Origin of the sequence: Paraburkholderia polaris, from assembly GCF_012927345.1 — a bacterium.
In the GTDB taxonomy this organism is placed as follows: domain Bacteria; phylum Pseudomonadota; class Gammaproteobacteria; order Burkholderiales; family Burkholderiaceae; genus Paraburkholderia; species Paraburkholderia polaris.
Map to the genome: position 1 here is coordinate 1 of NZ_JABBGJ010000108.1, position 5157 is coordinate 5157.

Sequence of the window (5157 nt, forward strand, 5' to 3'; positions counted from 1 at the left end):
GCGAAGGTGGAACATCCGTTTCGGGTGCTGAAGTGTCAGTTTGGCTATCTGAAGGCGCGGTATCGAGGATTGGCGAAGAACACGGCTCAGATCGAAACGCAGTTCGCGCTGGCTAATCTGTGGATGGCGCGCAAGATGCTGTGAAGCGCAACGAAGGCCGAAGGCGTGCGGTAAAGGCGAGGCTCGGACCGCCAGGATGCGACCGGTAGCGCTCCACCGCAGTCGCAGGTGACGATGTGATCTTCGCTCCATTGTGCGAGCTGGAAATCCAAAGCAGAAACGGGTTGTTCAGACCTTCCATAACAAAAGGGCGCCGACAGGAACACCGGTTCTAAAGCCATTTCCCTTTGGAGACTTACATAGCTCTGCAGTAGAGCGGCGCAAAAGTGTCACCGATCGGGCGATTGGGCTCGCCCAGTTTCGGCCGGGTTTTCCGTTTAGCGGCCCTACACGAGGTCCCGCACCTCAGGCTGCTTGCCGCACATTTGTTCCCCGCGCGTGTCGCCCGTGATATCGAAGATGTAGCAATCAAAACCACCCTGCGCGACGCCGGACGCCCCCGTCGGCAGACAGACTGGGATGCGAAAAAATGCTTCGAAGCACCGGCTGGGAAAAGAGCCCGTCGTAACGCGTCGCTCACATGTTCAGTCATCGCGCTGAAATTTCACTTCAAGCGTGCAGCTCGCGATCCACGCATCGTATCAGCGCACGGAAATGTTGCTCAACTTTCCCGGCATCCATAGGCATACTGGCGAAAGCATCAGACGCCGCGTACCGTCATATTTGGTGCCGTTTGCCTTGATTGTCGCGTCGACCGGAAGTTGACTGGCGGTCAGCAAGGTTTCCGCCCGGCCTGCGTCGGACCCATGGAGTCGCGTCCGCTCGACGGTCTCATTCTTCGGATCGCCGTACTGGCTAATCCCGTTATCGGCCGTACCGCTGAGCAGGCCGTCCATAAAAACCTCAGCGGGCCTCGTGATCGCTTTCAACTTTCAGCTTGTCTGCGGGAGCCCTGAGTTCAATTAGCGCGGCGCGCAGCGCGTGCGGCGATGACGAGGACGTGGTCGCGTGGGTCAGTTGCCCCGAAAATCCCCGCGCGGCCTGCGCGTCTTCCGAGACGCTTCCAACCTTCCTCTTCGCGACCACCGTACATTTCAGCACCTGATCCGAACTGTAAAGTCGAGAAAACTCTAAGTGGAAACGCCTTCATGAGGCCGCGAGCCGTCTGTACCTGACGCAGACGGCCATACCATTTCCATCAGCACGTTGGAGGTCGAGTTCGGCCTCCAGCTCCTGACGCGGTCGGCCTGCGGCGCCTCCTCCTCTCCTCCCTCCTCTCCTCCCTCCTCCTCCTTCCTTCCTTCCTCTCCTGTGATATTGACGCCATTCGAACAAGAATGTGCTAGGACGCCAGCACACGAGTTAACCCACGGCCTTGGGCACCGGCGGCTGCACACCCTCCGGAATCGGACACACATACGGCTCTGTCGCGAGCTGCTCGGCCAATTCCGTGCGCGCTGCTGCGAGCAGCAATGGATTCGTATACAGCTCAAGCGCGGTGGCTGCCATCGTCTTCGCAGCGAGAACCATGCCCTTGTGCGCGATGGCGCTCTTGCCCTGCGAAACCCACTGCCACGAATGCGGCGACGTGCCGAAGGCGAAGCACGCGGTCATGCACTGCGCTGTCGGTGTGACCCAACTGACGTCGCCGACGTCCGTCGAGCCGTGCATATGCCATGGGCGGTGCACGTCGAGCGCATCGATACCGTCGAACAGCGCCTTCGGTTGGCGCCACGCCGCCTGCAGTACCCGTCCCGCCATTTCGATCTCGGCAGCACTCGTCGTGCGATGCATCGACTCCGCGAACTGCAGTTCTGCGCTGTCATAGCTCGGTGCGCCGAATTGCTTCATCTTTGCATGCATCAGTTCATTCAGCGTGTTGTTGCGCAGCAGGTTCGAGCAAGCCGAATGCACCTCGATCTTCAGTTCGCAATCAGTCATCAGCGCCGCCCCCCGCGCGATATTGCAGACCCGCTCGTACAGTTCATGCGCGTCGCGATTGCGCGGTGCGCGGATCATGTATAGCGCCGCAGCGTTCGGCTGCACGACGTTCGGCGCGACGCCGCCAGCATCGGTGATCGCGTAGTGCACGCGCGCATCCGGGATCATGTGTTCGCGCAGGAAGTTCGTACCAATGTTCATGAGTTCGAGTGCGTCGAGCGCGCTGCGGCCGAGATGTGGCGACACGCCCGCGTGCGCCGCGACACCCTTGAACCGGAAATATGCCTGCTTGACCGCCAAACTCTCCATGTTCACTATGCCGTTCGTGACGCCGGGGTGCCAGGTGATCGCAGCGGACACGTCGTCGAACAGGCCCGCGCGCGCCATGTAGGTCTTGCCCCAGCCGCCTTCTTCGGCCGGGCAGCCATAGAACCGCACCCTGCCCTCGACACCACTACGCTCAAGCGCGTTTTTGACCGCGACTGCCGCCAAGTGCGCGCTCGTACCGAGCAAATGGTGCCCGCAGCCGTGCCCGTTGCCATTGTCGATCTCGCTTGACGGGCAGGATCTGAGCGCGAGACTCTCTTGGCTCAGCCCCGACAATGCATCGAACTCGCCGAGAATGGCAATCACCGGGCCACCCGAGCCCGCTTCCGCGACGAACGCCGTCGGAATTCCGGCGACACCCTCACGGACGGTAAAGCCGGCTGATTTCAGAAACGCGATATGTGCAGCGGCGGATTTCTGCTCGGTATAGCCGAGTTCCGCGTATTGCCAGATTTCGTCGGATAGCCGGATGTATTTGTCCTTGCTGCTTTCGATGAAGTCTTGTACCAGTTCGATTGACACGATTTTTCCCGTTATTCAAGATGACAAAATGGATACGCGATGCGTTCGCGTATCAGAGTTGATGGTTGCCGCTCAACGCGAAGCTGAAGCGCGGGCCATCGTGCATCACGCCGGCGCAGCGATACAGTGGCGTGTTCGCCGGCATATGAGAGACGTCCGCGATGCACCGACAGGGCCGCCGTCGCCCAGCGCAGCCCACTTGTTCATTCCACATCTTCGCTTGCGCGGGTCGAGTCGTGACTCTGGGTTCGGCGCTGTCCGCCCTCGTCTATTGCGACGACGCCATCGCGATTCACGTCAGTTCGTTGAAAAGATAGCGACGGTGTGACTCAGGGAATGTCGCCATCGAGCTTGCACACAGCACGCTTACCGCGTTCGTGCAGCGGCCCATCGCGCAGACGGTGACGACTTAGCATGCGAGCATGTAGATCGCAAGCGACAGCGGATTGCCCGTCTTGGAGAGCAACCAGGAGCCGATGAGCTGCGCGGAGCCGCCGGACAGCGCGACGTCGATGCTTTAAATCACGGACAGCCCGCTGGCGTACACGCCAGCGGGAGACATTTCCATCAGCAACAGGAGCAACGGTACGCCACACAAGCTGCTGGCTGCGGTAAGGATGGCCGTTATCGCAAGCGCGAGCGGAAAATCCGGATGCGCTTTCATTAGCCAAAAGGCGGTATATATGAGCACGGTAGAGATGCGCCATGTTTGTGAGCGCAATCGGTTTGCACGACACGATGCGACGAACCAACCGGCCGGACACGAGACGCATCACAGACATCGTTGTGTCGGATACGAAGCCGGTCACTAGCGACAGGGAGGTCGGCAGATGCCGCACGCGCACGAGATATGTCGGCATGAAGAACACAACGAGTACCATGCCGACCGTGTGCGCCACAATCGATAGCACGCCGCGGACGAACTTGCTGCCGTGTCCGGAGACTAGCGTCGACAGCCGAGTCGGATCGGCAACCCGGTAACCGAGCGTCTCGTCGAGATTATCTGCGGGAAAAAACAGCCGGCCAATCGACGTCGCAAAGAACATGTAGACGGCGGAGCCGTACATTTCGAGTGCGTTGCCGATCGAACAGGCGACGAGCGTGCGCCATTGCCGCTTGGCCTGACCAATAGGACTCGCAGCGGAATCAGCAGCGTTGACGGATGGCAGGGTGAGGTCGCTCATGGAATTCCAGACGATAGCAGTTGCCTTGAGGTAAGCACTCGGTCCGACCGTGAGGCGCACCCCGCTTGGGCTTGAGCTGACTCGAGTATTCGGTCACCGAAAACTTCTGCCTATTGACATTTTTTTGGGGCTATAACTTTTTCTCAGCAGAGCGCAGTTACGGCTTGCTCCGCTTGCCGGCCCGCGAACAGTGGCTCGCGGAGGAGTGCTTGAGCACTCGCGGCAAATCGTCCACACAGGCAAGGTTACTGGCATGACGATGACAGGAATTCACACTCATGCGCTTCTTTGCCTCGCGCGATCGTACAGATTTGCGACCGACTCAGGCTGAGTCGGAGGTTGCCAGCGGGCACTCTGCTTTGATGATGGGGCACTCAGCGGAGTCCAGCTCAAGTACCCAGCCTGCGACCGCCGGCACGCATGGGCTTCCGCGCCAATTGGAAACAATTATCTAAAAACGCACTTGACGGCTTATGCAATCTCCAATAACTTCCTTATACATAACGTACGTTATGTATAATTTTTCGCAGTATGGTTCGTAATAGGAGATACCGATGAGCGAGGCGGCTGAGCAAGCGAAGTGGCACCAAACGGCCTGCATTTTGTGCAGCTTGAACTGCGGCCTCGAAGTTCAGCTTGGCGGCGAAAGCGGACGCGAACTGGTGAGAATTAAGGGAGACAAGGCGCATCCTGCTTCGCAGGGCTACACCTGCGAGAAGCCGCAACGCCTGAACTTCTATCAGAACAGTCCAGACCGCCTTACCTCGCCATTGCGGCGCAAGGATGACGGTACCTTCGAACAGATTGACTGGGACACAGCGATATCTGGATAACGTCAAGCAGGATGGCCGGTTTACCGACAATCATTTTGGCCGGTCGACCGGGTTGATTGTCGGTGGTTATTCGGCCATGTTTGTCGCTCCTTCCTTGTGATTGTCGCTGGATGATTGTCGGCGCCGGCTGTTCTGTTTGTCGCTGGCGGTGCGACGACGGTAGCTTTCGACATTCATCTCGAAGATCGTCGAATGATGGACGAGCCGGTCAATTGCAGCGACGGTCATGCCGGGATCGGGGAACACGTCGTTCCAGCCCGAGAACGGCTGGTTGGCCGTGATCAGAAGGC

The 5157-nt window shown here is 59.1% G+C and carries 6 protein-coding genes; 2 read left to right on the forward strand and 4 right to left on the reverse strand.

Going from position 1 to position 5157, the window contains the following annotated elements; all coding sequences use genetic code 11:
• A partial coding sequence (locus HHL24_RS42925; protein WP_169491290.1) for a transposase occupies positions 1-144 on the forward strand: 144 nt, incomplete at its 5' end.
• 557 nt (positions 145-701) lie between these two features.
• Here the strand turns inward: HHL24_RS42925 and HHL24_RS42930 are convergent.
• The 3 genes from HHL24_RS42930 to HHL24_RS42940 all read right to left on the reverse strand — a co-directional run bounded on the left by HHL24_RS42930 (position 702) and on the right by HHL24_RS42940 (position 4034).
• Positions 702-956 carry a hypothetical protein gene (locus HHL24_RS42930; protein ID WP_169491291.1) on the reverse strand — a complete coding sequence of 85 codons (255 nt, stop codon included), beginning with the start codon at positions 954-956 and terminating at the stop codon, positions 702-704.
• Between the two features lie 466 nt (positions 957-1422).
• Positions 1423-2853, reverse strand: a complete 1431-nt coding sequence (locus HHL24_RS42935) for a M20 family metallopeptidase (RefSeq protein ID WP_169491294.1) — start codon at positions 2851-2853, stop codon at positions 1423-1425.
• Between the two features lie 326 nt (positions 2854-3179).
• The gene (locus tag HHL24_RS42940; RefSeq protein ID WP_169491292.1) at positions 3180-4034 is read right to left on the reverse strand and encodes a hypothetical protein; all 855 of its coding nucleotides are present in this window, start codon (positions 4032-4034) and stop codon (positions 3180-3182) included.
• A 554-nt stretch (positions 4035-4588) separates the two neighbouring features.
• On the opposite strand from HHL24_RS42940, the gene HHL24_RS42945 reads away from it, so the two are divergent.
• Positions 4589-4867 (forward strand): hypothetical protein, encoded by a 279-nt coding sequence (locus tag HHL24_RS42945; protein ID WP_169491293.1) that lies wholly within the window; start codon positions 4589-4591, stop codon positions 4865-4867.
• A 66-nt stretch (positions 4868-4933) separates the two neighbouring features.
• Here HHL24_RS42945 and HHL24_RS42950 read toward each other — a convergent pair.
• Positions 4934-5157 (reverse strand): ATP-binding protein (locus HHL24_RS42950; RefSeq protein WP_230417821.1); only part of this gene is annotated, 224 nt, incomplete at its 5' end.